Below are 22,393 nucleotides of genomic sequence, written 5' to 3'. Positions count from 1 at the left end.
CCGCCTCGGAAATACCCCCAGGGGTACCTGTGTTACTGTCGATGGCATACCCCGGGGGGTAGTCCTTCACTGAAAGGGAGTGCCTCGTGTTCTTCATCGACACGATCGAGGTGAAAGGGCTCGGTAACCGCGGTCATCTGGCGGGAGGCGAGCGGACGGCGGTGGTGGTCGACCCGCCGCGCGACATCGACCGGGTGATCGCGGCGGCTGTGCGGCGCGGAGTGCGGATCTCGCACGTCGTCGAGACGCACCTGCACAACGACTACGTCACCGGTGGCCAGGAGCTGGCCCGGATCACGGGCGCCGCCTATCTCGTGCCCGCCGGGGCCCGGGTCGCCTTCGCGCGGGTACCGGTGCACGACGGCGACCGCGCGGACATCGACGCCGCCGCCGGTCTGACCCTGCGCGCCCTGGCCACGCCCGGCCACACCCCGCACCACACCTCCTACGTGCTGGAGGAGAACGGCACGGCACGCGCGGTCTTCACCGGCGGTTCGCTGCTGATCGGTACCGTCGGGCGCCCGGACCTGGTGGAGCCGCGACTGACCGAGCACCTGGCCCGGGCGCAGCACGCCTCCGCGCGCCGGCTCGCCGCCGAGCTGCCCGAGGAGACGGCGGTGCTCCCCACGCACGGCTTCGGCAGCTTCTGCTCGTCCACCCAGGCCGAGGGCGACAGCACGACGATCGGCAAGGAGAAGGCGTCCAACGCGGCCCTCACCCGGGACGTGGACACCTTCGTCGCCGACCTGCTGGCCGGTCTGGACGACATCCCCGCCTACTACGCGCACATGGGGCCGGTCAACGCCACGGGCCCCGCGCCCGTCGACCTGACCCGGCCCGCCCTCGCCGGCGCCGAGGAGATCGCCGCCCGGCTGGCGGCGGGGGAGTGGGTGGTGGACCTGCGCAACCGCGTCGCCTTCGCCGACGGGCACGTCTCCGGCTCGTTCAACTTCGAGGCCGAAGGGCAGCTTGCCACCTATCTGGCCTGGCTGATCCCCTGGGGCAAGCCCGTCACCCTGCTCGCCGAGTCGTCCGAGCAGCTCGCCGCCGCCCAGCGCGAGCTGGCCCGCGTGGGCATCGACCGCCCGGCCGCCGCGGCCACCGGGGGACCGGCCGACTGGGTGCGCGAGGGCGAGGAGCCGGCCTCCTTCCCGCGGGCGACCTTCGCCGACCTCGCCGGCCGGCACCCCGCGGAGGGCCTCGTCGTCCTGGACGTCCGGCGTGATGCGGAGCGGGCGGGCGGACACGTCCGGGGCTCGGTGCACATTCCGATCCACACCCTGCACAGGCGCCTCGACGAGGTCCCCGAGGGTGAGGTGTGGGTGCACTGCGCGGGCGGTATGCGGGCCGCCGTCGCCGCCTCCCTGCTGGATGCCGCGGGACGTGACGTCGTCGCCGTGGACGACCTCTTCGACGAGGCCGGGCGGGCCGGACTCACCGTCCGCGAGGGCTGACGGCAGCCGACGACCGCGACGGCACGGACGCCGCAGCGGGCCGAGCCGGCCCTTCACACCGGCTCGGAAGACACAGGAGCAGGAAATCGACATGAGCATCTTCCGGCGCGGCAGCAGCGGCCCGGACCGCGTGACCGTGCGGCAGGCGGAGCGCGCCCCTCGGGCCCACGCTCCCCGAGCCGTCCACCCGCCGACGTCCGCGCCGTCCGCGCCGTCCGCGCTGGCCACCCCGGCCGCCCGGGCCGCGGCGGGGCCGCCGGTGACGGATCCGCACGGCGCGAACGGTGCCCTCACATGAGCGGTCTCGTCCTCGCCCTGGCGGCCGGGGCCGTGATCGGCCTGGCACTCGGTGCGCTCGGCGGCGGCGGCAGCGTGCTGGCCGTCCCGGCCCTGATCTACCTGCTCGGCTTCACCCCGGTCGAGGCCACCACCGCGAGTCTGGTCATCGTCGCGTTCACCTCGGTCGCCGCATTGCCCGCGCACGCCCGTGACGGCCGGGTGCGGTGGCGGACGGGGCTGCTGTTCGCAGCGGCCGGGATCGGCCCGGCGATGCTGGGCGGTGCGCTCGCCGGACGCCTTCCGGAGGCGGCGCTGACGGCGGCGTTCGCCGTGGTGGTGGCAGCGGCCGCGCTGCGCATGCTGCGGGCCCGGCCGCCCGCGGGCACCGTCCGGCCGGTCCGGCCGGGCCGCGCGGCGGCGGCCGGCGCCGGACTCGGCGCCGTCACCGGCGTGCTCGGTGTCGGGGGCGGCTTCCTGGCCGTACCGGCGCTGGTGGGCGTGCTCGGCCTGCGCATGCGTGAGGCGGTGGGCACCAGCCTGCTGGTCCTCACCGTCAACTCCCTGGCCGCGCTGGCGATGCGCGCCGGTACGCTCGACACGCTGGACTGGGCGGTCGTCGGACCCTTCGCCGGAGCGGCGGTCCTCGGCGCGTGGGACGGGAAGCGGCTGGCCGCGAAGGTCTCCGGAGGCACACTCCAGCGGATCTTCGCCGTGATGCTGTCGGCCGTGGCCACCCTCATGCTGCTCGACGCGGTGATGACGTGACGCACCGCGGCCCGCACACGCGGCGAGCCCCGCGCCGAAGAGGCGGGCCCCTACGCCAGGGACAGGAACAGCTTCTCCAGCCGGGCGCGCATCTGCGCGGTGTCCTCCCCGTTCTTACGACCGGACTCCATGTCCACCACGCACTGCTGCAGGCCCGTCGCGATGATCGCGAAGCCGGCCCGGTCGAGCGCGCGGGAGGCCGCGGCGAGCTGCATGACGACCTCCTCGCAGTCGCGCCCCTCCTCGATCATCCGGATCACCCCGGAGATCTGACCCTGCGCCCGGCGCAGCCGGTTCAGCACGGCCTTCAGATCCGCACCCTCAAGCTCCAGTTCCACGACCACTCCTCGAAAAAAAATACCCCTAGGGGTACTGTACGTCCCGATTCGGGACCACGTCGACCACCAAGGATCACACCTGACATGAACAGCCCCCTCACCCCGGTCACTCTCGGCACCGACCAGGCCCGGACCCGCCTCGACGAACTCACCGTCATCGACGTACGCACGCCCGCCGAGTACGCCTCCGGCCATCTGCCCGGCGCCCTGAACATCCCCCTGGACCACGTCCGGCGCGCCCTGCCCGAGATCCGGCACGCCGCCGAGCGGGGAGACGTGCTTCTCGTGTGCGCCTCCGGGGCCCGCTCCGGCAGCGCCTGCACCCTGCTGGCCGAACAGGGCGTCCCCGTCGCCACACTCGCCGGAGGCACCAACGCCTGGGCCGCCGAGGGCCACGACCTGCACCATCCCACCGTCTGCGCCACCACCCCGGCCGGCTGGAGCATGGAGCGCCAGGTCCGTTTGGCGGCCGGCACCCTGGTGCTCCTCGGCCTCGTGCTCGGCCTGCTCGTGCATCCGGCGTTCCAGCTCCTCTCGGCCGGTGTCGCGGGCGGCCTGGTCTTCTCCGCGCTCACCGACACCTGCGGTATGGCGGTCGTACTGGCCAAGCTGCCCCACAACCGCCCCCGCGCGGCCGACCTCGACGCCGCGCTCGCCGCCCTGCGCGGCCGCTGATCCCTGAGGGGTCCACCGGGCCGGCCGTCCCCCCGAGGGCCGACCGACCCAAGCGGATGTCCCGGTCGTCGAACAGACTGGAGGTGCGGGACCCCGGCATCGCGCCGGTGCGCGGCGCGCACCTCGCTGACGGCGCGCCGCCGGGTTCCTCACCCCACCGGCGAGCAAGAGAGCGAGGGTCGTCATGAAGGGCTACGTCTTCCACGGTCCCGGGCAGGCTTCCTGGGAGGAGGTCCCGGACCCCGGTGTCAAGGAACCCACCGACGCGATCGTCCGGGTCGACGCCGTGACCGTCTGCGGAACGGACCTGCACATCCTCAAGGGCGACGTGCCCGAGGTGCGGCCCGGCACCGTGCTGGGGCACGAGGCGGTCGGTGAGATCGTCGAGGTGGGAAGCGACGTACGCACGGTGCGCCCCGGGGACCGGGTGCTGGTCTCCTGCATCAGCGCCTGCGGACGGTGCCGGTACTGCCGCGAGAGCATGTACAGCCAGTGCCGGGGCGGCGGGGGCTGGATCCTCGGGCACCTGATCGACGGAACCCAGGCGGAGTACGTCCGGGTGCCGTACGCCGACCTGTCCGTGCACCCGCTGCCCGGAGCCCTGGCCGGGCAGGACGCCGTGCTGCTGGCAGACATCTTCCCCACCGCCTACGAGGTGGGCGTGCTCAACGGAAGGGTGCGGCCCGGGGACACCGTCGTGGTCGTCGGAGCCGGCCCCATCGGGCTGGCGGCCATCGCCACCGCCCGGCTTTTCGCCCCCGAGCGGATCGTCGCGATCGACCTGGCCGCTTCCCGGCTCGAGGCCGCCAAGGGCCTCGGCGCCGACGCCGTGGCCGACGCGGGGGAAGCCCCCGAGCAGCTGATCGCCGACCTCACGGACGGACTCGGCGCGGACGTCGTCATCGAGGCGGTCGGTGTGCCGGAGACCTTCGACATGTGCACGCGCATGGTCCGGCCCGGCGGGCACGTGGCCAACGTCGGCGTGCACGGCAAGCCCGTGACCCTGCATCTGGAAGACCTGTGGATCAAGAACGTGACCATCACCACGGGCCTGGTCGACACCCGTTCCACACCGACGCTGCTGCGGATGGCGTCCGCCGGCAGGCTCCCGACCTCGCAACTGGTCACCCACACCTTCTCCCTGGACCAGATGGAGGAGGCCTACGAGGTCTTCGGCAACGCCGCCGAGACCGGCGCCCTCAAGGTCGTGCTGGGCGAGCCACGGCATGACGTCGTCGCCACGCGGACGACCTGACCGCCGGCGGGCCGACACCCGTCCGCTCGTGCCCGGACCGGGCCGGTCGCCGACGATCTGACGCACCCGTGAGAGCGGGCCGGAGGAACCGTGCCCGATCCGGACCCCGGTGCCCGGCACCGGGGTCGCCGTGCTCTCTGGGCCGGGGACCTGCCGCCGTACCGCCGGCAGGCCGTTTTCCGGTGTGAACGGGACCATCGGCCCTCATTTTCCGTCTTCGTCCCGATCAGGGTGGAAAGACGTAGGCCCGCTGTGCCGGGCTGTACCAGGAGGAGGACGGACTGACGATGTACCCCAACGACGGTTTCCGTGAACTCGGTCGGCAGGAGTGCCTGCGGCTGATGGCCAAGGTGCCCGTCGGCCGCATCGTCTTCACGCGCCTGGCTCTGCCCGCCGTGCTGCCGGTCAACTTCCGTCTGGACGCCGACGGCGCGGTCCTGCTGCGCACCGCTGCGGCTTCGGAACTGGTCCGCGCGGTCGACGGCGCGGTGGTCGCCTTCGAGGCCGACGACGTCGACGCGGCCCGGCAGGCCGGCTGGAGCGTGGTCGTCACGGGCCCGGCCGCGGTGGTGACCGACCCGGCCGAGCACGCGCGTCTGTCCCGCACCGGCCCGGTCGCCTGGGTGCCCGCGCCGCGGGAGGTCTTCGTCCGTATCGAGCCCGAGCTGGTGACCGGGCGCGAACTCGTCGGCGGACGCACCCTGTACGGGGTGAACCTGGCGGCAAAGGACGGCTGACCGCCGCCAACCGGGCTCGCACAGGGGGACGTTCGGCCCGACGGCCGGGTCCTTCAGCCCCTCCGGCGGAGGCCGGCGGCGCGGGACATTGAAAGAGCAACGAGAGTCGTCCGCATCCTGCATCCTGCGCCACCCTCTGGAAGGGATGAGCACCATGGCAGTTCACGACCACCCTCACCGGCGTCCGGGATTCCGCCTCCCGTCCCCGCACCGGGCCGGGACGGCTCCCGCCGCCGAGCCGACGGTCGCGGCGGCGACCGCGACCCGCGCGTACGTGCTCGCCGGGCTCCGTCTGCTGACGGGTTTCGTCTTCCTGTGGGCGTTCCTGGACAAGACGTTCGGCCTCGGCTACGCGACCCCCTCCGGCAAGGGATGGGTCGACGGCGGGTCGCCGACCCGGGGGTTCCTCAGCGGCGTCGCCGTCGGGCCGATGGAGTCCACCTTCCACGCCTGGGCCGGGGCCGCCTGGGCCGACTGGCTGTTCATGCTCGGTCTGCTCGGGGTCGGCCTCGCGGTGATCGCGGGCATCGGCCTGCGGCTCGCCGCGGTCGCGGGCACCGTCATGATGGCGCTGATGTGGGTCGCGGAATGGCCGCCGGCCCAGCACCTGTCGGACGGATCGCCGAGCATGTCGACGAACCCCTTCGTCGACTACCACCTGATCTACGCCGTGGTCCTCGTCGCGCTCGCCGCCGCGGGCGCCGGCGCCACCTGGGGACTGGGCAAGGTCTGGGCGCGACTCCCCTTCGTCAGCCGCAACCGCTGGCTGCTCTGACGACGCGGAACGAACCGGGGCACCCCCGCCGTCGGCGGGGGTGCCCCTCGTTCCCGCCCCCGCCGCGACGCCGTACGGTCAGGCTCCGCGCGACCGGAACGCCCACCCCGCGGCGGCACCGGCGTCGTCGGCGAGGAGGGGATGGTCCACGTGCTCGTGAGCCGGGCTGCGCCAGGCGCGTACGGCGTCGGGGGCAGAGCCGCGCACCTCGGCCGCACGGAAGGCGAACCGCACGACGCCCGTGCTCGTGGCCGGGTCGCCGACCCCCACCGCCACGCCCGCAGCGGTCCTGCCGGTCCTGTTCCGCACCACGGACCACGATCACCGGACACACGGCACGGGCCGCCACGGCGAGGCCGACCGGTCCCGGCAGCGGCCCGGCCGTTCCGCCACGGCCGAGTGAGCCCGTGACCACGGCGTACGCCTCGCTTCCCGCGCGCAGCAGCGGGGACACGGCATCGTCGGGCCGCACGTCGCCCGGACACCTTCACCTCGGCATCGCGAAGCCGGGCACGTGCGATGCCGGGCGCGGTGATGTGCTCCGCCGTGATCTCTTCGGCGGGGCGGTCGTTCCCGAGGGAGGGACGGGCGGCCTCATGGCGTTCCGTGAGTTGTCAGGTGGCCCGGGAGGGCCGGGTGCGGCTGATGGCTCTCCGCCTTGTCGTGGCTCGCTGGGAGTGGCCGTCCGGCTCCCCGGGGCCCGCCGCGGCGGGCGGACCGCGCCACCGGTACCGGTGGGGCCGCGGTGGCTCAGGGCTGGATGTCGAGTACGTCCGGCACCGGGCGTCGCGGGGTGTCGGGGCCCTTGGGGCCGTATCCCAGGCGCAGCACGATCTGTATGTGCCCGGCCCCGGACACGGGGTCGCGCAGCGGCCAGCGCAGGTCGCTCCACTCCAGGGCCTGGGTGGCGAAGGAACTGGACAGGCCCTCGAGGGTGGCCAGCAGCAGGACCCGTTCCATGGCCTGGCCGGCGCGCAGCCAGTCCTCCGGGCGGTCGCGGGAGGTGCTGAGGAGGGCCAGCTGGGGGGTCCGCTCGAACGCGGCGGTGCCGCGGCCGGGCACCGGCCTGTTCCCGGCGAAGTCGCGCATGGGCGCCTTGCCGCCCTGCTTGCGCGGCCCGAAGGCGTAGCCGGGCACTCCGTCCGGGGCCGTGTCCTTCGACGGAGCATCGATACGGGTCCACTCCGCCAGGTCCTGGCCGCTGCCGCGGTCCGTGAGATTGCGTGCCTCGGCCTCCTCCAGCAGTTCCAGCACCTGCTGCAGGTGCCAGGAGGACGGGAAGGCCAGCGTCGCTCCCTCAGCGCGGGCGGCGTCGGCCAGGGCCGTGCGCAGCTCCTGGGGGATCTCCGTCTCCTCGAACGGGAAACGGCTGCTGTGCCGCTGGTGGATCGCCGGATACAGCGCGGAAAGAGCGCTCCGGGTGCTCCCGGGAGGGGGCAGCCGCACGGCGGCGAGCAGCGCCGGGTCGGCCGGGTCGGGCAGCAGCCGGACCGCAGGGTGCCGCCCCTCGTGGGCCAGCGCGACCCGCAGATTCAGCAGAGCGGCGCCGGCGCCGAGGTGCAGGGCGCGGTTGTCCGGGTCGACGTGCGGCAGGACGCGGTCCAGGTCCGCGCGCACCTGGAAGGTGCGGCTGCCCCGGAAGTAGCGAAAGCGCCACGGCTGTGCGTTGTGCATGGACGGAGCGGCGGCGGCGTCGTGTGCAAGAGCCGCCACCCGCTCGTCCGGCAGGGTCTGCTGGTTCACAGGGGCTCCTTTCGTGAAGTGGCGGAGCGTGGTGGGCAGGTGCCGTGGCCGCTCACTGTTCGGCCGGAGTGATGCGGCGTCCGGTCAGGCGGGTGGGCCGGATCGACACCCACATCTCGCGTCCGTCCCCGGCCCACGGTGCGGTGTGGGCGCGTTCGGTGAGCCGTCGCCCCTGGTCGGGCTCGGTGACCACCCGGGCGGGGCCGACGGCGAGCACGCTCCAGCCGCGGCTCATGGCGTCGTCCACATGGTCGACCTCGAACGCGATCTCCGATCCCACGGCCGCCGCGGGCACGGAGTCGGGAGCGGTCCGGAAGGCGATCGTGTCGTCGAGGACCTCGTAGTTCACCGGGACCACCGCCGGCCCCTCGGGCGTGGTCACCGCGATGCGTCCCACCCCGTGTGTGGACAGCAGGGCCCGGCACTCCTGTGGTGCGAGGTCGCGCAGTTCGGGGTGGAGCAGTGCGGTGCCCCGGCCGGGCGGCAGGTCGACGCCGCTGCCGCGCAGTGCCTGGACGCTGGTGCCCAGGGCCGCGGCCAGCCGGAGGAGGGTCGCCGGGCTCGGATCGGCGGGGTGTTCCTCGAGGTAGGCGAGGTAGTCCGGTGCCATCCTGGCGCGGCGGGCCGTCTCCTCCCGGCTCAGGCCCCGCCGGGTGCGTTCGGGTGGCCACCCGCCGGCCGAGGTCGCCGGGGTCGGGTGCGCCGGCGGGCGGGGGCGCCCCGGCCCCGGCCCCGGCCCCGGTCTCGGTTTCGGTTTCGGGTTGGTGTCCGAGGTGTTTGATGTGGGCGTCGGGGCCGGGGAAGACGAGTGTCACCGCCTGGGTGTCCGACCAGCGCACGTCGTAGGGAGGGGTGCCGTCCTCGTGGTGGAGTCTGACGATCTCGCCGTCGCGCCGGGGGGCGCCGGTCGCCGGGCCTTCGATGACGAGTTGATCGCCGAGGTGAGCTCGCATGATCGCCGCCCTTTCCTCAAGGTACCGATGGGCAACTGCTTCCTGACCCGCCCTTCACGAAGGGCTGCCGGGTAACGGAAGGGGCGGGCACCGGCCGGTCGCAGCCGACGGCGCGTCGGCCGCCCCGCCGCCCTCAGCCGGTGATCTCGATGCGGTGCGGCTTGGTCTTCCGGGTCTTGGGGACGCGCACCGTGAGGACCCCGCCGGTCAGTTCCGCGGTGATGTGCTCGGTGTCGATGTTCGGAGGCAGACTCGTGCGGTAGTCGAACCGCCCGACGTGCCGGGTCTGCCGGCGGACCACACCCGTGCGTTCCCTCTCCTTGATCTCGCCGTGGATGTCGAGCTCGCCGTCGTTGACCTCCACGCTGATCTGGTCCTTCTCCACGCCGGGAAGTTCCAGCTCCATCAGGTAGGCGTCCTCGGTGTCCTCGACGTCGGCCAACGGCGCCCACGCCCCTTCCCCGGCCTCGGCCTCGGGAAAACCACGGCCGGGGAAGGAGGCGTGCATGAGCTGATCCACGCGGATGCGCAGGTCCTCGAGTTCCTGGAGGGGGTCCCATCCGGAGAGCGAGCCCCTGCCGCGGTGTGTCGGAAGCGTCATCGGTCATCCTCCTTGGCTTCTGGGACTTCTGGACCGGCAGTGCACCCGTCGGTGAAGACGGGTGTGCCGCTCACGGGGCCGGGTTCCCCGGCAGGCGCCGGGCTCACGGGGTCGCCCCCGGCAGGGACGCGGACTGCGGTCAGGCCGGCCAGCCGACGGGTGGACGGGGGCCCGGCCCGGCCGCTCCCGTGCCCTCGATGTCGCGCTCGGCGATGTCCACCAGCTGTTGGCCCAGGTCCTGCAGGGCCCGGCCGGCCGCCAGCTCGTCACCGATCTCCGGTACCTCCGGGTCCGCCGGATTCCGGCGGGTGGCCCCGTGGCCGGTGAGCACCGTGGTCCCGGTGTCGACCACCGCGCGGGCCCTCGTCGTTCTTCCGTCCTCGAAGAGGTAGAGGCGGACCTTCCATTCCACGGTGTGCGGCATCGCTTCCTCCTCGGCTCGGTACGGACCGGCGTGCTGGGGCTCTCCCGCAAGAGCGGTCCGCCCCGCAGGCACCGCTCGCGCGTCGCCGGTGCACCGCGGGCCGGACCGGTGGTCCAGGGCCGGCTCCAGTCCCGCGGCGGACAGGGAACCCCGCTCGGCAGGCAGATCGCGGACGAACGGGCCGAACGTCGCCGGGCCGGCCGTCCCCTCCCGCGGACAGGACATGGCCGTCGTCACTCCGTACAGGTCGGTGGCCGTCGCATCGGACATCAGCGCCACCTTCCCGGTCCCGTCCGGTCCTCTTCCGCGTCACCGGCGGAGTCGGCCGGACCCCACGGATCCCACCGGACTCCCCTCGGCGCCGGTCCCCTGCGCGGTGGCAGCGGACCGGACGCGCGGGGCGCCGAGTGGACTCGTCGCCGGGCCTCTGGCGGATCGCCGGTCGCTTCACCTCCCACCATCGAACGGCGGCAGGCATCGGGCACAGGGCCGAAGGTCCCTGATGAGCGGCCCTTCAGGAATCAGGAGCTCCGCACACGAGGGGACCCCGGCGCGATGCCCGCCGGTGCGCCGTCAGTCGTGCGGCACGATCACCACCGGGCAGCCGACGCGGTGGATCACGGCGTGGGTGACCGGGCCGGTGCGCGGTATCCCCCGGCGGTCGGTGAGCCGGTCTCCGACGACCAGCAGTTCCGCTCCGGACGCCGCCTTCACCAGGGTGTCTGCGGGCTTGCCCTCGACCACGCTCTGAAGGACCTCGACCTCGGGGTACTTCTCGCGCCACACCTGGAGCACGGCGGACAGGAAGCCCAGCCACTCCTCGGCCCGCTGCGGACCGCCCACCAGGCCCACCTCGCCGGGGCCCAGGGTGAGCGGGCCGGGCACGCGCCAGGCGTGCAGGACCCTCAGCCGCGCGTGCCGCAGGCGGGCCGCTTCGAAGGCGAACGCGATCACCTCGTCGCACGGTTCCGTGACGTCGACGCCGAGGACCACGTCCCGCCGCCCGGTGCCGGCCGCCTGCTCTGCCCCGGCCGTACCGGCCCGTACCAGGACGACGGGCCGGGTGGCCTTCGCCACCACGCCGAGCGCGACCGACCCCAGGAGCAGACCGGTGACGCGCCCCAGCCCGCGCGAGCCCAGCACCAGCAGGTCGGCGCCGTCCGCCGCCTCCACCAGGGCGGCGGTCGCCGGTCCCGCGACCTGCTCGGCGTGCAACGGCACCTCGGGGCACACGGCGCGGACGCGGTCCTCCGCCTCCCGCAGGACCCGCCGCGCCAGGTGCCGCTCGCTCGCCTGCGCGCTCTCCGCCCGCTCCTGGTCCGGGTGCCAGCTGCGCGCGTGCAGCAGCCGCAGGGCCCGCCCGCGGCGCACGGCCTCGTGGGCCGCCCACTCGGCGGCTGCCAGGCTTTCGGCGGAACCGTCGACGCCGACGACAACGGGCGACAGCATGACATGCACCTCCAGAACAAGGCCTTCCCCCTCGCCACCAGCGTCGCCCCGAAGGCAGCGCGTGCGCAGGGGCCCCAGGTCCCCACCCGGGGGCCATCAGGCCCCGTCCGGGAACGGCGGAGGGCCGGTGTTTTTGCCCGGTGGGGCCGAAGGGCCCTCGAACGAGGCCCGGTCGGCCCGTGGTGTTCCGAGCCGGTCGGGCACACGCTGTCGTTACGGCCGACAGAGGCCGCCGTTCGACTGCGACGGCAGGCGCGAAGGGAGACAGAACATGACAACCACCACTCTGGCCGCCGGTCTCCCGGCCGAGTACCGCGAGCGGCTGATGGGGCACGCCCGCGAGGTCTCCTTCGACATCGGAGCCCGTCTGTTCGAGGAGGGGCAGCGGGCCGACCGGTTCTGGATCATCCGGACCGGTACCGTCGCCCTCGATCTGCAGGTCCCTGGCCGCCGCGCGGCCGTGATCGATTCGCTGGGTCACGGTGAACTGGTCGGCTGCTCCTGGCACTTCCCGCCCCACCTGTGGCTCCTGGGCGCCGAGACCACCAGCCCGCTGCGGGCCTGGGAGTTCGACGCCCAGGCCGTGCGGGCACAGTGCGCCGAGGACCCCGAGTTCGGCCGCGCGATCGCCGTGTGGGTCGGCCGGGTGGTCGCCCAGCGACTGCACGCGACCCGCGTCCGGCTGCTCGATCTGTACGCTCCCTACGGCAGCGGGAGCAGGTGACGGCCGAGTTCCCCGTGCCGTACGCCCCGGCCCCGGCGGCCACGAGCCGACCCACCACCCGACCACCCGAGGGGAACCCCATGAACGGCAGCCCGTACACCGTGAGCGACGTGATGTCTCACACCGTCGTGGCCGTCGGCCGCGACGCCCCGTTCAAGGAGATCGTCCGGCTCATCGAGCAGTGGAAGGTGAGCGCCCTGCCGGTGCTGGAGGGCGAGGGCCGAGTCGTCGGCGTCGTCTCCGAGGCCGATCTGCTGCCCAAGCAGGAGTTCCGCGACAGCGACCCCGACCGGTTCATGCAGCGGAGCCGCCTGCCCGACCTGGCCAAGGCGGGGGCACTGACCGCCGGAGAGCTGATGAGCACCCCGGCCGTCACCGTCCACGCCGACGCCTCCGTCGCGCAGGCGGCCCGCATCATGGCTCAGCGCAAGGTCAAGCGGCTGCCCGTCGTGAGCCGCGAAGGGCTGCTCGAAGGCGTCGTCAGCCGGGTCGACCTGCTGAAGGTCTTCCTGCGGACGGACGAGGAACTCGCCCAAGAGGTCCGCAGGGAAGTCGTCGCTCCCCTCTTCCCGGCCCCGCTCGAGCCCCTGGAGGTGGAGGTCCTCGACGGTGTCGTCACCCTCACCGGCCGCATCCGGGACACCTCGCTGGTGCCCGTCGTCGCCCGCGCGATACGCGCCGTCGAGGGGGTCGTCGACGTCACGTTCCAGCCGGCGAACGGATCGTCGGGCGAACCGCGGTGAGGGAGGGCGCGCGGGGCTGCCGGCCCCGCGCTACCGGGGTGGTTCCGGTGTCTCGCGGTGCAGCACGACCTTGAGGGCGCCGGTGTCCGGACCGTGCGCGAAGACCTCGTAGGCGTCCTCCATGCGCTCGAGGCAGAACCGGTGGGTGACCAGGGGGGCGGCCGCCAGCCGTTTGAAGAGCAGCAGGTCGCGCAGCCACGGGGTGGAGGAGGTGTCGACCTGGCCGGTGCTGATCGTCACGTTCTTGCGCCACAGGGCCTCCAGGTGCAGGGTGGCCGGCCTGCCGGGCATGCCGATGTTGGCGATGTGCCCTCCCGCGCGCACCACGCGGGTCGCCAGGACGAAGCCGTCCGGGGTGCCCGCGGCCTCGATGACCACGTCGGCGCCGGGCCCCTCGGACAGTTCGGCGACCATCCGGCCGGGCAGTTCGGCGGCGTCGGCCCCCAGCCGGGCGGCGGCCGCCAGCCGGGGGCGGGACAGGTCCACCGCGACGATCCGGCGCGGCGAGTAGAGCCGGGCGACCAGGACGGCGGCCAGCCCCACCGGTCCCGCGCCCACCACGACCACGGTGTCGCCCGGGCCCACGTGCCCGTTGCGCACCCCGACCTCGTAGGCGGTGGGCAGGAGCTCGGCGAGCAGGACCGCCTCGTCCAGGGGGAGGTCCAAGGGCCGCCGGTGTGTGGAGTGGTCGGCGAAGGGGACGCGGACGAACTCGGCCTGCGTGCCGTGGACGGTGTTGCCCAGGATCCACCCGCCGCCCCCGCGGCACTGCCCGTACAGGGTGTCGCGGCAGGACGGGCAGTGCCCGCAGGCCGAGACGGCCGACACGATCACCTGCTGTCCGGGACGCCGGCTGTGCACCTTGCTGCCGGCCTCCACCACCTCGCCGACGGCCTCGTGGCCGAGGACCGTTCCCGGTTTCACCTCGGCGAGGTCGCCCTGCCGGATGTGCAGGTCGCTGCCGCAGACGGTGGTCGCGTCGACGCGCACGATCGCGTCGGTGTCGGCCTCGAGCACCGGGTCCGGCACCGTGTCCCAGGAGGTCCGGGCGGGACCGTGGTAGACGAGTCCTCGCATGCCCGCTGCCTCCCTCGTCCCCCTCGCCGGTTCCTCTCCACCGTCACCCCCCGAAGCCTCCCCGGCAACACGGGAACCACATCGGCCGGGGTGGTCGGCCGGGTGGCCTGGCATACGGTGTCGTCACGCAACGCGATCCCCGCCACGACGGGGTGGGAGCGAGGGAGGGTGACGATGGGCGACGGACACGACCACCGGTTGCACTTCGTCCAGACGGTGCGGCTCTTCGCGGACCTGCCCGAAGCCGCACAGCACCGGGTCGCGTCCGCGGCGGTGACGCGTCCGTACCAGCGCGACGAGCGCATTTACGGCCCCGGGGACCGCACCGGGTTGTTCATCGTGCACCGCGGGCTGGTCAAGGTCTACCGGCTCACCGAGTCCGGGAACGAACAGCTGATCCGGCTGATGTCTCCGGGGGACTTCCTCGGCGAGACCGCGCTTCTCGCGGACACGACCACCGATCACTTCGCGGTCGCGCTCCAGCCGAGTGAGCTCTGTGTGATCGACCGGGCGCGGTTCACCGGGCTGCTCGGGCAGCATCCGTCGGTGGCGGTGCAGATGCTGCGGGCCGTGTCCGACCGGCTGGGAACGGCCGAGGAGATGGTGTCGGCGCTCAGCGGGAAGTCGGTCCGGCAGCGGCTGGCCCAGCAGCTGCTGCACCTGGCGGACGAGGCCGGCGGCACGGACTTCCGACTGCCCACCACCAAGAAGGAGCTGGCCTCTTACCTCGGCACCACCGCGGAGACGCTGAGCCGTCGGCTCGGCGCGCTGCAGGAGGCCGGAGTCATCCGGCTCGGCCCGAGCCGGCGGGTCGATATCCTCGATCGGCAGGCGTTGCGACGGGTCGCCTCGGCCTGAGGAGGACGGTGCCCAGCAGGGCGCTGATCGGCAGGCAGGGCTGTCGCCAGCTGCGGCTGTCGCTCGACCGGGCGCGGTTGTCGCCGAGCAGGAACAGATGGCCGTCCGGCACGTCGAAGCTGCCGGACCGACCGCCCCGCCGGACGACGTACGGCTCGGACAGCGGCCTGCCGTCCACCCGGACCTCGTCGGCGGAGACGTCCACGTGCTCACCGGGGAGCCCGATCACCCGCTTGACGACCACCCGGTCCAGCTCGGCCGAGCGGACGACCACGATGTCACCGCGCCGGACCGGCCGGGAGACACAGGGGCGCCGGGCGGCGGCAGTCGCCGGCCCGGCGCCAGGGTGGGTGCCATGGACTCGGACTCGACCTTGGTCACGAAGCCGAGCCGACGCCGCGCCACCCGTCCCACGGACACGGCCAGCAGGGCCGCGACCACGGCGGAGACGGCGTAGAGGGCGTAGTCCATGACCGCTCCCGCCTTCAGTGCCCGTGCCCGTGCCCGGCGTGGGCGTGCGCGTGGTCGTGGTCGTGTCCCTCGGCGAACTTGAAGAAGTTCACGTAGGCCTCGACATAGGCCCGGGCCGCGTCCATGTCGTGCGGGTCGTAGTCCCGGTGCTCGAGCACCTTCGCGAACCTCCGCTCCAGTTCCGGCCAGCGCTCGGTGGGAATCAGGCCGGCCAGGGGCCGCAGATCGCCCTCGTCGACGCTCCGGTCGGCAGCGGCGACCTTCTCCTCGACCGGCGTGCCCGCCGGCAGGAGGCCGGTGAAGGCCGCGCCCTCGCCGGCGCGGTGGATCCGGACCAGGTTCTCCAGGAACCAGCGGTCGGCCACCTCCTGTGCCTCGGGGCCGAGCTTCCGGGCCGCGAGACTGCGCTCGAACACCTCCCGCAGTTCGGTCTCCCCGTCGGGGGCGATCCACTTCAGGGCGTGATCGAGGTCGGCGGACTCCAGTGCCCGCACGCCGTCCTTCGCCGTGGGGCCTTCCATGGTGTCGCAGTGGGCGTCGGCCCGCTGCGGCCGAAGCGCCACCACGGCCAGGGTCGCCACGAACACCGCGATGATGAGCAGCTCGTACATTTTCCTTCCCCTTTCCGGGTTGCCGGGCAGGGCACGGAGGTGCGTGCCCCGACGGTTGTGGGTCCGGTCAGATCTGGGTGCCGACCAGCAGGCCGATGCCGTAGGTGACGGCCATCGCCCCGAGTCCGCCGACGATGACGCGTGCCACCGCACGGAACTTGTTCGCGCCGCCCAGGTGGGCCGAGATCGACCCGGTCGCCGCGAGGGCGAGGACCACGGCCACCACCGTGACCCCTACGGCGATGGACCTCGGCGACAGCAGGATCGCGAGCAGCGGCACCAGCCCGCCGACGATGAAGGTGAGCATCGACGACAGTCCCGCGTGCCAGGGGTTGACCAGCTCGTCGGGGTCGATGCCCAGTTCGAGGCGGGCATGCGCGGTCAGCGCGTCCTTCTCGGTCAGTTGCACGGCCACCGGCCGGGCGAGGTCGGCGTCGATGCCCGTCGCCCGGATCAGTTCCGTGAGCTGGTCCAACTCGCCTGCGGGGTCGGCCTTCAGCTGGGACCGCTCAAGGGCGAGTTCGGCCTTCTGGGAGTCGCGCTGACTCGACACCGAGACGTACTCACCCACCGCCATCGACAGGGCACCGGCCACTACGGCAGCAATACCGGAAGCCAGCAGCGCGCTGTTGCTCACTGCCGCACCGGCCACACCGACGACCATGGCCGCGGTGGAGACGATGCCGTCGTTGGCACCCATCACCCCCGCGCGGAGCCAGTTCAAACGGCGGGAGATCTGTTCACTCTGGCTTTCCTCGAAGACCGCCTCGTCCATCGGACGGTCGTCCATCACGCCCACCTCTTTCCCGTCTTCCCCAGCCTCGGTTCCGGCTTCGACAGCCAGGCAACTGTCCGTTCTGGTCCCACCGTCTCATCGAAGCGCGGGGCGATCCTTGACGTAGGTCAAGAGGAGGATGTCTCGTTCTCGGGCGTCCGCAGCGCGCACGCCCGTCGTCACAGGTCGGGGCCGCTCAGAGGTTGGAGTCGAGCGCCGGGAAACCGTCCGGAAGGCCGGCGGCGGGCTCGTCGCTCAACGTGCCCGACAGGTCGCGGTCCAGCCCCAGGGTGTACGCCGCCATGGAGATCGAGCCGGCGGCGTGGCCGTCGACCAGCAGGTCGAGCGGCTGGGTGTCGGCCAGGCCGGCGATGTACAGGAGCGGCAGGTAGTGGTCCGGCGTCGGCACCGCCTGGCCGAAGTCGGCGTGGGCGTCGAGCGCAGCGACCCCGGTCGGGTCCGTCTGGAGGGCTTCCCGCGCCACGTCGTCGAAGCGGAGGGCCCAGTCGTACCCGCGGTCCGGCTGCCGGAAGTCGACCGCCCGGAGGTTGTGCACGATGTTGCCGCTCCCGATGATCAGCACGCCCTCCTCCCGCAGCGGGGCGAGTCTGCGGCCCAGCCGCATGTGGTGGTCGAAGTCCTTGAACGCGTTCAGGGACAACTGGACCACCGGGATCGACGCGTCGGGGAAGGCGTGCATCAGCACCGACCACGTGCCGTGGTCGATCCCCCAGCTGTCGATGTCCTGCCCCACCCAGGTCGGCTTCACCACGTCGGCCACCAGCTCCGCGACGTCGGGCGCGCCCGGCGCCGGGTACTGCACGTCGAACAGTTCCTGCGGGAACCCGTAGAAGTCGTGGATCGTGCGGGGCCGCGGCATCGCGGTGACCGCGGTCGCGTTGGTGTACCAGTGCGCGGAGATCACCAGGATCGCCCGGGGGCGCGGTACGGACGCACCGAACAGCCGCCACGCCTCGGTGTAGCGGTTGCGCTCGAGCGCGTTCATCGGGTTGCCGTGTCCGAGGAACGCGGCCGGCATCGTCCTGCTGCTCACGGAGACTTCCCTTCGACGAAGTGGGGGACGAACGACCTCAGCCTCGCACCACCATGGGACAAGGCGCCCGACCGATGACCGGAGGCGCCTGAACGCGGAGCCCCCGCGGTGCGTACGTGACGGTGGAAACGTCGCCCGAAGCCCGGGCCCTCCGTGCGGGTGGCCGACGGAAAGCAGCTACCCGGACGAAGGGGCGCGGTGCCGGGCGACTCTGCAAGGTCGTGTGGGGATGCACAGAGAGACAAGACGCATGGGGATGCAGGCGCTGCTCATCGAAGACGACGAGACGATCGCCGAGCCGTTGATGGAGGGGCTGCGGAACTACGGTCTGTCGGTCACCTGGGTCGCCACGGGTGCGGAGGGGCTCTCGGGGCCGTTCGGGGATCCGGACCCGTTCGGGGATGTCGTCCTGCTCGACCTGGGGCTGCCGGACATGGACGGCATCGACGTCTGCCGTGGGATCCGGCAGGTCTCGGACGTTCCCGTCATCATTCTCACCGCACGGGGCGCGGAGAGCGACAAGGTGCTCGGTCTGGAGCTGGGCGCGGACGACTACCTGGCGAAACCGTTCAGCCTCCGGGAACTGGTCGCCCGCATCCGCGCCGTCTCCCGCCGCACCGGAACCACGCCGGGAACCACGGCCGGGGCCGCCCCGGCCCACGGCTGCTCCGTCTCCGGGCCCCCTGGCCCGCCGGCGACGGCCGAAGCCCTTCCCGCAGCCGGGGACGTCCCCGGCACGCTGGTCGTCGACCGTCGTACGCGACAGGTGTGGGTGGGCCGGTCGCAGGTCGCGCTGACCCCGAAGGAGTTCGAGCTGCTGGCGCTGCTGTGCGAGGACCCCGGGGCGGTCTGCTCGCGCCGCCAGATCCTTGAACACGTCTGGGACCCCTACTACGAGGGCGCCACCAAGACACTCGACGTCCACGTGGCCACGCTGCGCCGGAAACTGGGCCACCCGGGCTGGATCCAGACGTTGCGCGGTGTGGGGTTCCGGCTTGCGGTGCAGGCGCCTCCTCCCGGGCCGACCGGTTGTTCGCGGGGGCACGCGGGTGCCTTCGAGGGCGCCTCTCCGTGACCCGCCGTCTGCTGCTCACCTACCTGAGCATCGCCGCCCTGGTGCTGCTCTGCCTGGAAATCCCCCTGGGTTTCGTGTACTCCCGCGCCGAGCGGGACCGCGTGATCAACGCTGCCCGTGAGGAAGCGGCTTCGCTGTCGGCCTTCGCCGAACTGTCCCTGGCTTCCGGCCGGGAGGAGCAGGACCTGCCCCGACGCGTCACGGAGTGCGCCGGGCGCATCGGCGGCCGGATCGCCGTGATCAGCCGCTCCGGCAGCCTCATCGCCGCCTCCCACCCCCTGTCCGAGCAGGAGGCACGTGAGCTGCTGGGGCGGCCGGACGTCGCCGCGGCCCTGAACGGCACCGGTTCCGCCGACGTGCGCACCTCCGGGATGGGCGGCGTGCAGTACCTGTCCGTCGCCGCGCCCGTCGGTCATGCCACCCCGCCCGACGCCGCCGTCCACATCTCCGTACCCACCGGCACCGTGCACGGCCGCGTCCACCAGGTGTGGCTGCTGCTCGCCCTGGCCGGGCTCACCGTGCTGGCCGTCGTGGCCGGGTTCGCGTTCGCCGTCGCCCGGTGGGCCGCACGCCCCATCCTCGAACTGCAGCGGGCCACCGTCCGTCTCGCCGACGGCAGTCTGCCCGGGCCGGTCGCCGTGACCGACGGGCCACCGGAGATACGCAGTCTGGCCGCCACCTTCAACCAGACCGCCGCCCGTCTGGAACACCTCCTGGCCTCCCAGCGTGCGTTCGCCGGCGAAGCCTCTCACCAGCTCAAGACCCCGCTCGCCGCCCTGCGGCTGCGCCTGGACAACCTCGAGCCGGCCGTCGCGCCCTTCGGCCGGGCGTCCCTGACCGCGGCGCTCACCGAGACCGACCGCCTGGCGCGTCTGGTGGAGGGCCTGCTCATGATGGCCGGCCTGGAGGAGAAGTCCGCCACCCGGGACGTGGTCGACCCGCAACGGGTCTGCGCCGAACGGCACCAGACGTGGGCCCCGGTCTTCGAACAGCGGAATGTGCAGCTGGCCCTCACCGGTGAGCGCACCGGGCCCGTGCTCTTCCCGTCCGGCGCCCTCGAGCAGATCCTCGACAACCTGCTCTCCAACGCGCTGCGTCACTCGCCGCCCGGCAGCACCGTGACCATCCACCTGCGCGACCGCCGCGCGTCCGAGCGCCGGCGCGCCGCTGCCGACGGCCGTACGTCGTTCGTGGACCTGCACGTCATCGACCAGGGAACCGGCCTGACGGAGGAGCAGCGCCTCCGCGCCTTCGACCGTTTCTGGCGCGCCCCCGACGCCCCCAAGGGCGGCACGGGCCTCGGCCTGGCACTGGTCCAGCGCCTCGCCCACGCCGGCGGCGGCAACGTCACCCTGCGTGCCGCATCCCAGGGAGGACTGGCCGCCGTGGTCAGCCTGCCCTGCGCCGATCCCGGCCGTCCTGGTCCCGGCCGCCTTCCTGCCCCGCCGGGCGCCCGCCGGACAGGCGGTCGCACAGTCTCTCCTTCTGCCGTCACCGCCACGGACGACGAGTCCGCCCCGGCCTGAACGCGTCGCGTCGGGGCCGGGCCGGGGCGGGTGACCGAATCAGTCGTCCTCGTCCTCTGCCTCTGACGGCTCCGAGTCCTGGCCGACGATCCGGCCGGTGAAGGCGTCGACGAGGACCTCGATGTCACCGCCACGGTCCTGGGCCTCCACTTCCCATACGGCCCTGCCGTCCTCCTCGTCCAGCTCCACCTTGACCACACGGGCGCCGGGACGGCTGTCGGTGACGATCCCGGCGGCCTGGACGGCGTTGACCGGCCGCGGTCCGAACCGGGCGTCCAGCTCCGGGTCGATCTCGATCTCGAAGCCGGCGGACGCGGCCCGGACGGTCACCTGCTCGCCGCTCGACGCCTGCTCGGACTGCCCCGCCGAAGCAAAGGCGGCCCCCACGGTCACGGACAGCAGCACCCCGCCACCGGCCAGGGCGATCAGCTTGGCCTTGCGCATCGGTTCCTCCCTCGGAACGAGACCCGGGCGACCCGGACCGCCACAAGGAACCGCAGCACTGCGTTGCGGTTCCCGGCGGCGCCGGTCTCCCCTGTATGCACCAGGACGCTAGCGAGTCGTGCGCTAGGGAAAGGTTTGAGAATCAGCCCGGTCAGGCCAGGGGAACCCTAAATCTCCGGACCTGCGGTGCGCGGTCCGGCGGAGCCTTCCGGCTGTTCCCGCCGCTCCGGTCGACGACCCCCGCGAACGGCCCGCCGTGCACGAGAAGCTTCCTGAGACGGTCCGCGAGGTCATGGGGAGACGGAGCACGGCGGCAGGGCCGCAGGTTCGTCCTCCCCGTTCTGGAGGAGGCCGTCGAGTGGACACGGCAGCGGTACCCGCGCCATCGCCTGGATGAGGCACTCGGCCGCTTCCCCGCCGGACGGGTGGGCACCGGCCGGCCGACGGACGCGGCCGAAGGTGTCCCGGCTCTGGTCGAAGCCGCCCGGGAGCACCGCGTCGACACCCTGCTGATCCGGCCCGACGGGCCGAAGCCGGGCCGTGAGACGTGGGTGGGCGATGAGCCCGATCAGCCGGCGGTACGCCGGACCGACGCGCGCAGCCCGGGCGAGGACGCCCCGGCCCCCGTACGAGGACGGCCCCGGCGTACCGGCAGGCGGCCTCGGCGTCCTGCCGCGCTGGACGTACGCGCCGGCCACGGCCTGACGGGGGCCGGGGTGATCCGGGCGCCGGTCCCGGGAGAGGCGCGGGAGGCCGGCGAAGGCGCCGGCGGCGGAGAGGTCAGCGCAGGAGCAGCTGGACGATGGCGAAGGTGCCGACGACGACGATGAAGGCCCGCAGGGCGGGGGCGGGGAGCCGGCGCCCGACCTTCGCCCCGATCTGCCCGCCGATCGCCGAGCCCACGGCGATGAGGAGGACGGCCGTCCAGTCGTAGTCGGCGACGAAGAGGAAGAACAGGGCCGCGATGCTGTTGACGACGGCGGCGAGGACGTTCTTGACGGCGTTCAGCCGCTGCAGGGTGTCATCGAGCAGCATGCCCATCAGGGAGAGGTAGATGATCCCCTGAGCCGCCGTGAAGTAGCCGCCGTAGACACTGGAGAGGAGGATCCCGCCGAAGAGGACGGGACCGCCGTCGGTCCTGGTGATCGTGCCCGCGCGCGCACGGCGCCGTTGCACGACGGCGGACATGCGGGGCTGCAGCACCACGAGCACCAGCGCCAGCGCGACGAGAACGGGGACGATCGTCTCGAAGGCGGTCGAGGGGAGGGACAGCAGCAGCACCGCTCCGGTGAACCCGCCGACCGACGCGGCGACACCCAGCCTCAGCACGAGACGGCGCTGGCCCTTGAGCTCGCTCCGGTAGCCTATGGCGCCGCTGATGGAGCCGGGAATCAGTCCGAGGGCGTTGGACACGGTGGCGGTCACCGGTGGCAGCCCGGTGGCGAGCAGGACCGGGAACGTGATCAACGTTCCCGAGCCGACGATCGTGTTGATGGTGCCGGCGCCGACCCCGGCGACGAAGACCGCCAGTGCCTCCCAGATGGACAAGGCCGTCTCCTTCACGATCGGTGAGCCGCCTCCCCGCCC

27 protein-coding genes and 1 pseudogene are annotated in these 22,393 nt (G+C 73.1%); 12 read left to right on the top strand and 16 right to left on the bottom strand.

The genetic code is table 11. The features are described 5' to 3' along the window. The first annotated feature begins 86 nt into the window (after positions 1 to 86). The 3 genes from PYS65_RS01840 (at position 87) to PYS65_RS01830 (ending at position 2,498) form a co-directional block, all read left to right on the top strand. On the top strand, positions 87 to 1,454 hold the full coding sequence (locus PYS65_RS01840) for an MBL fold metallo-hydrolase (RefSeq protein WP_279331930.1): 1,368 nt from the start codon (positions 87 to 89) through the stop codon (positions 1,452 to 1,454). A 91-nt stretch (positions 1,455 to 1,545) separates the two neighbouring features. Continuing rightward, a complete protein-coding gene (locus PYS65_RS01835; RefSeq protein ID WP_279331928.1) occupies positions 1,546 to 1,752 on the top strand; it encodes a hypothetical protein in 207 nt (68 codons plus the stop codon). Continuing rightward, the gene (locus PYS65_RS01830) at positions 1,749 to 2,498 is read left to right on the top strand and encodes a sulfite exporter TauE/SafE family protein (protein ID WP_279331927.1); all 750 of its coding nucleotides are present in this window, start codon (positions 1,749 to 1,751) and stop codon (positions 2,496 to 2,498) included. The genes PYS65_RS01835 and PYS65_RS01830 overlap by 4 nt, the downstream gene beginning before the upstream one ends. A gap of 50 nt (positions 2,499 to 2,548) precedes the next feature. On the opposite strand, the gene PYS65_RS01825 is transcribed toward PYS65_RS01830, so the two are convergent. Beyond that, positions 2,549 to 2,836, bottom strand: coding sequence for a metal-sensitive transcriptional regulator (locus PYS65_RS01825; protein ID WP_279331926.1), 288 nt, complete (start codon positions 2,834 to 2,836; stop codon positions 2,549 to 2,551). An 84-nt stretch (positions 2,837 to 2,920) separates the two neighbouring features. Here PYS65_RS01825 and PYS65_RS01820 point away from each other — a divergent pair, with 84 nt between their 5' ends. From PYS65_RS01820 to PYS65_RS01805, 4 genes are all read left to right on the top strand, one after another. Further along, on the top strand, positions 2,921 to 3,511 hold the full coding sequence (locus PYS65_RS01820) for a rhodanese-like domain-containing protein (protein WP_279331925.1): 591 nt from the start codon (positions 2,921 to 2,923) through the stop codon (positions 3,509 to 3,511). 184 nt (positions 3,512 to 3,695) lie between these two features. Next, positions 3,696 to 4,766, top strand: a complete 1,071-nt coding sequence (locus PYS65_RS01815) for a zinc-dependent alcohol dehydrogenase family protein (RefSeq protein ID WP_279331924.1) — start codon at positions 3,696 to 3,698, stop codon at positions 4,764 to 4,766. 287 nt (positions 4,767 to 5,053) lie between these two features. Beyond that, complete coding sequence (locus tag PYS65_RS01810; protein ID WP_279331922.1) at positions 5,054 to 5,503, top strand: pyridoxamine 5'-phosphate oxidase family protein; 450 nt, start codon at positions 5,054 to 5,056, stop codon at positions 5,501 to 5,503. Between the two features lie 154 nt (positions 5,504 to 5,657). Then, positions 5,658 to 6,278, top strand: coding sequence for a DoxX family membrane protein (locus tag PYS65_RS01805; RefSeq protein WP_279331920.1), 621 nt, complete (start codon positions 5,658 to 5,660; stop codon positions 6,276 to 6,278). A gap of 78 nt (positions 6,279 to 6,356) precedes the next feature. Here the strand turns inward: PYS65_RS01805 and PYS65_RS35015 are convergent, their stop codons facing one another. From PYS65_RS35015 to PYS65_RS01770, 6 genes and pseudogenes are all read right to left on the bottom strand, one after another. Further along, a complete protein-coding gene (locus PYS65_RS35015) occupies positions 6,357 to 6,554 on the bottom strand; it encodes a hypothetical protein (RefSeq protein ID WP_423836062.1) in 198 nt (65 codons plus the stop codon). 474 nt (positions 6,555 to 7,028) lie between these two features. Continuing rightward, positions 7,029 to 8,021, bottom strand: coding sequence for an Acg family FMN-binding oxidoreductase (locus PYS65_RS01795; RefSeq protein ID WP_387041454.1), 993 nt, complete (start codon positions 8,019 to 8,021; stop codon positions 7,029 to 7,031). A 52-nt stretch (positions 8,022 to 8,073) separates the two neighbouring features. Continuing rightward, positions 8,074 to 8,974: pseudogene (locus PYS65_RS01790) on the bottom strand (pyridoxamine 5'-phosphate oxidase family protein). 133 nt (positions 8,975 to 9,107) lie between these two features. Continuing rightward, positions 9,108 to 9,575, bottom strand: a complete 468-nt coding sequence (locus PYS65_RS01785; RefSeq protein ID WP_279331919.1) for an Hsp20/alpha crystallin family protein — start codon at positions 9,573 to 9,575, stop codon at positions 9,108 to 9,110. A gap of 139 nt (positions 9,576 to 9,714) precedes the next feature. After that, complete coding sequence (locus PYS65_RS01780; RefSeq protein WP_279337821.1) at positions 9,715 to 9,999, bottom strand: DUF1876 domain-containing protein; 285 nt, start codon at positions 9,997 to 9,999, stop codon at positions 9,715 to 9,717. 573 nt (positions 10,000 to 10,572) lie between these two features. Next, positions 10,573 to 11,448 carry a universal stress protein gene (locus tag PYS65_RS01770; RefSeq protein WP_279331918.1) on the bottom strand — a complete coding sequence of 292 codons (876 nt, stop codon included), beginning with the start codon at positions 11,446 to 11,448 and terminating at the stop codon, positions 10,573 to 10,575. A gap of 271 nt (positions 11,449 to 11,719) precedes the next feature. On the opposite strand from PYS65_RS01770, the gene PYS65_RS01765 reads away from it, so the two are divergent. After that, on the top strand, positions 11,720 to 12,172 hold the full coding sequence (locus tag PYS65_RS01765; RefSeq protein ID WP_279331917.1) for a Crp/Fnr family transcriptional regulator: 453 nt from the start codon (positions 11,720 to 11,722) through the stop codon (positions 12,170 to 12,172). 80 nt (positions 12,173 to 12,252) lie between these two features. Further along, the gene (locus tag PYS65_RS01760; RefSeq protein WP_279331916.1) at positions 12,253 to 12,915 is read left to right on the top strand and encodes a CBS domain-containing protein; all 663 of its coding nucleotides are present in this window, start codon (positions 12,253 to 12,255) and stop codon (positions 12,913 to 12,915) included. 30 nt (positions 12,916 to 12,945) lie between these two features. On the opposite strand, the gene PYS65_RS01755 is transcribed toward PYS65_RS01760, so the two are convergent. Continuing rightward, positions 12,946 to 13,992, bottom strand: a complete 1,047-nt coding sequence (locus PYS65_RS01755; RefSeq protein ID WP_279331915.1) for an alcohol dehydrogenase catalytic domain-containing protein — start codon at positions 13,990 to 13,992, stop codon at positions 12,946 to 12,948. A gap of 174 nt (positions 13,993 to 14,166) precedes the next feature. On the opposite strand from PYS65_RS01755, the gene PYS65_RS01750 reads away from it, so the two are divergent. Next, positions 14,167 to 14,850 carry a Crp/Fnr family transcriptional regulator gene (locus PYS65_RS01750; protein ID WP_279331914.1) on the top strand — a complete coding sequence of 228 codons (684 nt, stop codon included), beginning with the start codon at positions 14,167 to 14,169 and terminating at the stop codon, positions 14,848 to 14,850. Here the strand turns inward: PYS65_RS01750 and lepB are convergent. From lepB to ygiD, 5 genes are all read right to left on the bottom strand, one after another. Further along, complete coding sequence (gene lepB, locus PYS65_RS01745) at positions 14,777 to 15,124, bottom strand: signal peptidase I (RefSeq protein WP_279331913.1); 348 nt, start codon at positions 15,122 to 15,124, stop codon at positions 14,777 to 14,779. The genes PYS65_RS01750 and lepB overlap by 74 nt on opposite strands. Beyond that, positions 15,076 to 15,321 (bottom strand): S26 family signal peptidase, encoded by a 246-nt coding sequence (locus tag PYS65_RS01740; protein ID WP_279331912.1) that lies wholly within the window; start codon positions 15,319 to 15,321, stop codon positions 15,076 to 15,078. The genes lepB and PYS65_RS01740 overlap by 49 nt, the downstream gene beginning before the upstream one ends. Before the next feature lie 14 nt (positions 15,322 to 15,335). Next, complete coding sequence (locus tag PYS65_RS01735; protein ID WP_279331911.1) at positions 15,336 to 15,932, bottom strand: DUF6448 family protein; 597 nt, start codon at positions 15,930 to 15,932, stop codon at positions 15,336 to 15,338. Between the two features lie 67 nt (positions 15,933 to 15,999). Next, a complete protein-coding gene (locus tag PYS65_RS01730; RefSeq protein ID WP_423836061.1) occupies positions 16,000 to 16,722 on the bottom strand; it encodes a VIT1/CCC1 transporter family protein in 723 nt (240 codons plus the stop codon). 181 nt (positions 16,723 to 16,903) lie between these two features. After that, positions 16,904 to 17,761 (bottom strand): 4,5-DOPA-extradiol-dioxygenase, encoded by an 858-nt coding sequence (gene ygiD / locus PYS65_RS01725; RefSeq protein ID WP_279331910.1) that lies wholly within the window; start codon positions 17,759 to 17,761, stop codon positions 16,904 to 16,906. Between the two features lie 250 nt (positions 17,762 to 18,011). On the opposite strand from ygiD, the gene PYS65_RS01720 reads away from it, so the two are divergent. Beyond that, positions 18,012 to 18,836: a response regulator transcription factor gene (locus tag PYS65_RS01720; protein ID WP_279331909.1), complete on the top strand. Its 825-nt coding sequence runs from the start codon at positions 18,012 to 18,014 to the stop codon at positions 18,834 to 18,836. After that, entirely contained in the window at positions 18,833 to 20,362 is a 1,530-nt protein-coding gene (locus tag PYS65_RS01715) for a sensor histidine kinase (RefSeq protein ID WP_279331908.1), read from the top strand. Before PYS65_RS01720 ends, PYS65_RS01715 begins: the two co-directional genes overlap by 4 nt. A gap of 39 nt (positions 20,363 to 20,401) precedes the next feature. Here the strand turns inward: PYS65_RS01715 and PYS65_RS01710 are convergent, their stop codons facing one another. The 3 genes from PYS65_RS01710 to PYS65_RS01700 form a co-directional block, all read right to left on the bottom strand. Beyond that, on the bottom strand, positions 20,402 to 20,806 hold the full coding sequence (locus PYS65_RS01710) for a PepSY domain-containing protein (RefSeq protein WP_279331907.1): 405 nt from the start codon (positions 20,804 to 20,806) through the stop codon (positions 20,402 to 20,404). A gap of 290 nt (positions 20,807 to 21,096) precedes the next feature. Next, positions 21,097 to 21,504, bottom strand: coding sequence for a hypothetical protein (locus PYS65_RS01705; RefSeq protein WP_279331906.1), 408 nt, complete (start codon positions 21,502 to 21,504; stop codon positions 21,097 to 21,099). Positions 21,505 to 21,586: 82 nt separating this feature from the next. Further along, positions 21,587 to 22,354, bottom strand: coding sequence for a sulfite exporter TauE/SafE family protein (locus PYS65_RS01700; protein WP_279331905.1), 768 nt, complete (start codon positions 22,352 to 22,354; stop codon positions 21,587 to 21,589). Positions 22,355 to 22,393 lie beyond the last annotated feature (39 nt).

Source organism: Streptomyces cathayae (genome assembly GCF_029760955.1).
Lineage (GTDB): Bacteria > Actinomycetota > Actinomycetes > Streptomycetales > Streptomycetaceae > Streptomyces > Streptomyces cathayae.
This window is presented reverse-complemented; position numbering and strand designations above follow the sequence as displayed.

What these genes read in the sequence shown, in the direction of transcription:
- PYS65_RS01835 (WP_279331928.1), top strand. Translation starts at nt 1,546, where the DNA reads ATGAGCATCTTCCGGCGCGGCAGCAGCGGCCCGGACCGCGTGACCGTG.
- PYS65_RS01765 (WP_279331917.1), top strand. Translation starts at nt 11,720, where the DNA reads ATGACAACCACCACTCTGGCCGCCGGTCTCCCGGCCGAGTACCGCGAG.
- PYS65_RS01805 (WP_279331920.1), top strand. Translation starts at nt 5,658, where the DNA reads ATGGCAGTTCACGACCACCCTCACCGGCGTCCGGGATTCCGCCTCCCG.
- PYS65_RS01780 (WP_279337821.1), bottom strand. Translation starts at nt 9,999, where the DNA reads ATGCCGCACACCGTGGAATGGAAGGTCCGCCTCTACCTCTTCGAGGAC.
- PYS65_RS01755 (WP_279331915.1), bottom strand. Translation starts at nt 13,992, where the DNA reads ATGCGAGGACTCGTCTACCACGGTCCCGCCCGGACCTCCTGGGACACG.
- PYS65_RS01720 (WP_279331909.1), top strand. Translation starts at nt 18,012, where the DNA reads ATGGGGATGCAGGCGCTGCTCATCGAAGACGACGAGACGATCGCCGAG.
- PYS65_RS01815 (WP_279331924.1), top strand. Translation starts at nt 3,696, where the DNA reads ATGAAGGGCTACGTCTTCCACGGTCCCGGGCAGGCTTCCTGGGAGGAG.
- PYS65_RS01785 (WP_279331919.1), bottom strand. Translation starts at nt 9,575, where the DNA reads ATGACGCTTCCGACACACCGCGGCAGGGGCTCGCTCTCCGGATGGGAC.
- PYS65_RS01710 (WP_279331907.1), bottom strand. Translation starts at nt 20,806, where the DNA reads ATGCGCAAGGCCAAGCTGATCGCCCTGGCCGGTGGCGGGGTGCTGCTG.
- PYS65_RS01770 (WP_279331918.1), bottom strand. Translation starts at nt 11,448, where the DNA reads ATGCTGTCGCCCGTTGTCGTCGGCGTCGACGGTTCCGCCGAAAGCCTG.
- PYS65_RS01730 (WP_423836061.1), bottom strand. Translation starts at nt 16,722, where the DNA reads ATGGACGACCGTCCGATGGACGAGGCGGTCTTCGAGGAAAGCCAGAGT.
- PYS65_RS01735 (WP_279331911.1), bottom strand. Translation starts at nt 15,932, where the DNA reads ATGTACGAGCTGCTCATCATCGCGGTGTTCGTGGCGACCCTGGCCGTG.
- PYS65_RS01820 (WP_279331925.1), top strand. Translation starts at nt 2,921, where the DNA reads ATGAACAGCCCCCTCACCCCGGTCACTCTCGGCACCGACCAGGCCCGG.
- PYS65_RS01810 (WP_279331922.1), top strand. Translation starts at nt 5,054, where the DNA reads ATGTACCCCAACGACGGTTTCCGTGAACTCGGTCGGCAGGAGTGCCTG.
- PYS65_RS01760 (WP_279331916.1), top strand. Translation starts at nt 12,253, where the DNA reads ATGAACGGCAGCCCGTACACCGTGAGCGACGTGATGTCTCACACCGTC.
- PYS65_RS01830 (WP_279331927.1), top strand. Translation starts at nt 1,749, where the DNA reads ATGAGCGGTCTCGTCCTCGCCCTGGCGGCCGGGGCCGTGATCGGCCTG.
- PYS65_RS01750 (WP_279331914.1), top strand. Translation starts at nt 14,167, where the DNA reads ATGGGCGACGGACACGACCACCGGTTGCACTTCGTCCAGACGGTGCGG.
- PYS65_RS01740 (WP_279331912.1), bottom strand. Translation starts at nt 15,321, where the DNA reads ATGGACTACGCCCTCTACGCCGTCTCCGCCGTGGTCGCGGCCCTGCTG.